General features: G+C 44.0%; 5 protein-coding genes and 1 pseudogene. 2 read left to right on the plus strand and 4 right to left on the minus strand.

All coding sequences use genetic code 11. The features are described 5' to 3' along the window. Positions 1 to 198: 198 nt before the first annotated feature. From FYJ45_RS32475 to FYJ45_RS28945, 4 genes are all read right to left on the minus strand, one after another. Positions 199 to 438 carry an aspartate/glutamate racemase family protein gene (locus FYJ45_RS32475; RefSeq protein WP_071585656.1) on the minus strand — a complete coding sequence of 80 codons (240 nt, stop codon included), beginning with the start codon at positions 436 to 438 and terminating at the stop codon, positions 199 to 201. Further along, positions 435 to 1,199, minus strand: coding sequence for a class I SAM-dependent methyltransferase (locus FYJ45_RS28930; protein ID WP_230197147.1), 765 nt, complete (start codon positions 1,197 to 1,199; stop codon positions 435 to 437). The genes FYJ45_RS32475 and FYJ45_RS28930 overlap by 4 nt, the downstream gene beginning before the upstream one ends. A gap of 63 nt (positions 1,200 to 1,262) precedes the next feature. Further along, entirely contained in the window at positions 1,263 to 1,808 is a 546-nt protein-coding gene (locus tag FYJ45_RS28935; RefSeq protein ID WP_007215980.1) for an AAA family ATPase, read from the minus strand. Positions 1,809 to 2,069: 261 nt separating this feature from the next. Beyond that, positions 2,070 to 2,870 carry a helix-turn-helix domain-containing protein gene (locus FYJ45_RS28945; RefSeq protein WP_007834095.1) on the minus strand — a complete coding sequence of 267 codons (801 nt, stop codon included), beginning with the start codon at positions 2,868 to 2,870 and terminating at the stop codon, positions 2,070 to 2,072. 223 nt (positions 2,871 to 3,093) lie between these two features. Between FYJ45_RS28945 and FYJ45_RS29995 the strand changes: the two genes are divergently transcribed. Further along, positions 3,094 to 3,351, plus strand: a complete 258-nt coding sequence (locus tag FYJ45_RS29995) for a hypothetical protein (protein ID WP_025482056.1) — start codon at positions 3,094 to 3,096, stop codon at positions 3,349 to 3,351. Beyond that, positions 3,341 to 3,444, plus strand: a pseudogene (locus FYJ45_RS32480) (conjugal transfer protein); the annotation flags it as partial. The gene FYJ45_RS29995 and the pseudogene FYJ45_RS32480, both read left to right, overlap by 11 nt.

Below are 3,444 nucleotides of genomic sequence, written 5' to 3' on the forward strand. Positions count from 1 at the left end.
AAAATTCAAAACAATATCATAAACTTCCTTTTCTGATCTCATTTTTATCTCCTCCAATTATTGAAATAGGTGTGAAGCCATTTTAGGGCTTTCCCGCCTTGATTACCCTTTAGCAAAGACGGGCGGGGCTGTCAACGGCGGCGCATGAAATGCGCCGTTCATCTTGACCGTTGACTGGCTCGGCTGGCTTTGCTATTTTTATCGAATTGCATATTGGTAAATTGCATTGATATGTACTTGGGTTGTATTCACGATTGGCACATTAACATCTTCGGGCTTTATGGCAAGTGGCAGCTCCGTACAGGCGAGAATGAGTGCATCTACATTTTCTTTTTCAATGTATTTATTTGCCAGTGCAATCATTTTCTCTTTATCACTAGGAATTACTATGCCATTCTCTAAATTGGGGTATATCAGTTTTCCTAATAGAGATATTATTTTTTCGCTATCGCCTTTACAAGTAACATCATCGGGCGGCGAAGTTCATCTTCCATACCCGGAATATCCATCATCTCTTTAGGCGGTTCTGCTTCCTCTACAACTTTAAGCTCAAACCCATTGTTCAGCAATCCCATTATAATCTGTGTAAGTGTGTGATGTTGTTTTACTACATCACATCCTAAAAAATGTGTATTTCGTTCTCCTGTTATAAAGTAATTATCAATCGCCCAATATTGCGGTTTCCCATCATCTGTATAAATCCAATCCTGCCCAACTCCTGCGGTAAAAACAGGGTGTTCGATATTAAAAAGAAAAATTCCACCTGGTTTTAATGTCCTATACACTTTTTGAAATATTTCCACTATGTCCTCTATATAGTGCAGAGCTAAATTAGATATAACACAATCCCATTCATTTTCTGGATAGTCATATTCCTCTAATCCGCTAATACGATATTCAATTTGATTTCCTGAATTGCGCTTTTGGGCTTCCTCAATCATTTTCTTACTTAAATCGATCCCTAATATTTTTGTAGCTCCTTGTTCTTCTGCGAACTTGCAGTGCCAGCCATATCCGCACCCCAAGTCAAGAACAGATTTTCCTTCTAACGAAGGAAACAAAGGTTTTAATTGATGCCATTCACCAGCAGCTTTTAACCCCTCTTTACTGCGGGACATCTTTGCATATTCTTCAAAAAACTTCTCATTATCGTATTCATTATTCATAACCTTAACATCTCCTATTTTATCCTTCGGCACCGCCGCCTCCAGGCGGCTCCCCAACTTCATCTGCTCGATAAATGGGAATTGCACCAAAACAATCTAAGACAACAATGCTGCCCTACTTGCGATTTTTTCTTGTACTGCGGAAACAGTTTCTTGAATGGAATAATTGGTCGTATCTACAACATTCGATTCATATATTCCCAGATTGCAAAATTGCTCCCACATTGTTTCTACCAATTCGATATTTGTTTTTCGGTCTAACTTTGAGCGTTCAACAGCCCGCTTTAAGGTTTCTTCCTTACTTGCCCTTAAAATAATATAATGCACCTCATAATGTTCCCGAACAAGAGCTTTCCATGGCTCCAAAAACCATGGCCCGACAATCCCATCTACAATTACATCATATCCGCCACGAGCATATCGCTTTGCAGCTTCTAAAAAGGCTTCAATGACAACCAGATTTTGCTCGTTGGATTCTGGCAAATGTGGTGGTATTGCGCCTTTGCTTAAGTAATGAAAAAAGTCATCGGTGTGCATATGCACTGATTTATCCATATCTGATTCCTTTGCGACAATTGACGCAGTTGTTGTTTTTCCTGTCCCCGGTGAGCCTGTAATCACAATAATTCTTCCTTGATTCATCTATATTTTACCTCCACAAATTTTGATTTGTTGATAACTCATTATATCATAATTCTTTCGGTACGTCAGCACGAAAATAAGTATGTGGTTTTTCGTAAAGTGGTCTTGTCAAATAGAAGCGGGGAGCCGGCTGTGAAGTGGAGTCCCATGGTTCCCTTATAGTCATAAGTTCGTTCTTTTCATTCATTGTAAACAGTGCTTCTACATGAAGCTGCATATAGTACGAGTTGCTTTTTCCCATTTTCTAATATTCTCCTACATTTATTTCTCTGCCTGTTCAATCATTTTCTTTACTAACCGCTGAAACAGGTCGGCGGTTTCCTCGTCCATCGGCGCAAGCTGTCCAATCTGTCCGGCTATCATCGCCGTTACATCGTCAATGGAAAGCGGTTTTTGTTTCTGTTCCGCCAGTGCGTCCCGCATGGCTTGGAACATAGCGGCGGTCACAGCTTCTCCCGGCTGTTCCCCGTTGTCTATGTCTTTCTTAATGTCCCGCAGGATAGCCAGGAACACATTTTTGATTTTTTCAATCTCCGCTTCATGTTCCCCCATCTTTTGGGCGTTCAAAAGCTGTAAATCCTGCTTCGCTTCTGCCCGGTGTTCCGGGTGTTCTTTCATCAGGTCGGACAGGGAAGCCGTTGCCATCTCGATAAGCTGGTTTCTTGCTGTTATGCCCTTTGCCGCCGTATCCTGAAAATAAATCCGTATCAAATCTATCAGCTTGGGAAAATTCCTGTGTTCCAACAGACGGTTGAGGATTTGCACATCAACAGCACCCGTCACAAGCCCCCTCACGGCCCCCTCTGACAAGCCTAATTCAGAAATATCGTAACTTTTACGGACGCTCACGGTAGACAAGCCCAGTATGTAGTCTGTCGATACCTTAAATTCCTTTGCCACACCTATGAGAATATCACTGCTTACCGTTCTTGTTTCGCCGCTGACAATGCGGCTCAATTGGGAAGCGGAAACGCCTATCTTCTCCGCAAGTTCCTTTTGTGTGATGTGGTTCCCGTTGCATAAATCGGAAATCCGCTGTCCGGGTGTTCCGGGTAAAGCCATAGACACGCACCTCCTCCGCATACTTCCATTATACAAGATAATTGCAAAAATGCAATTTCCAAAGTGTAAACTTCATCAAAATGCAATTCTCGCAAAAAGCCGGGATTTGCATTTTTTTCGTGTAGACTTAGGGTAGTTCATCGATGGACAGCACCTTGAAAACAGAATGACCGTCCGAAAAGAGAATACCACGGCTGGGGAAGCACCGCCAGGAGCCGGACTTTTGGACACTTTGTCCAGAGGTCACTTCGGGACAAAACGTCCCGAAGCTGCGGGGAGCGTGCCAACGCCGGAATACGCCGCTATTGTCGGGGCCCCCGCAAAGCCGCATGGCTTTGTGGGGAGAGGAGGAGCAGCGGAGCGAGTGAGTTTTGCCGCTTGCGGCGAAACGAGCGATACGCAGCTTGCGACGACGAGGCAGGAAACCTTTTCGGGGAGAACGGCAATGGAAAGCAAAATGGAGGGAACGCATGAGAGATAACCCCTATAAAGACTTGCCGCCGCTGGAACGCAGGCCGGACGGTTCCCTTTACCGCATGACACCGGCGCAGAAGAAACAGGCGGCCAGCCTGAT

Source organism: Eisenbergiella porci (assembly GCF_009696275.1).
Classification (GTDB): Bacteria; Bacillota; Clostridia; order Lachnospirales; family Lachnospiraceae; genus Eisenbergiella; species Eisenbergiella porci.

Excerpts from the sequence above, each read along its gene's own strand:
- FYJ45_RS28935 (WP_007215980.1), bottom strand. The coding sequence starts at position 1,808 with ATGAATCAAGGAAGAATTATTGTGATTACAGGCTCACCGGGGACAGGA.
- FYJ45_RS28945 (WP_007834095.1), bottom strand. The coding sequence starts at position 2,870 with ATGGCTTTACCCGGAACACCCGGACAGCGGATTTCCGATTTATGCAAC.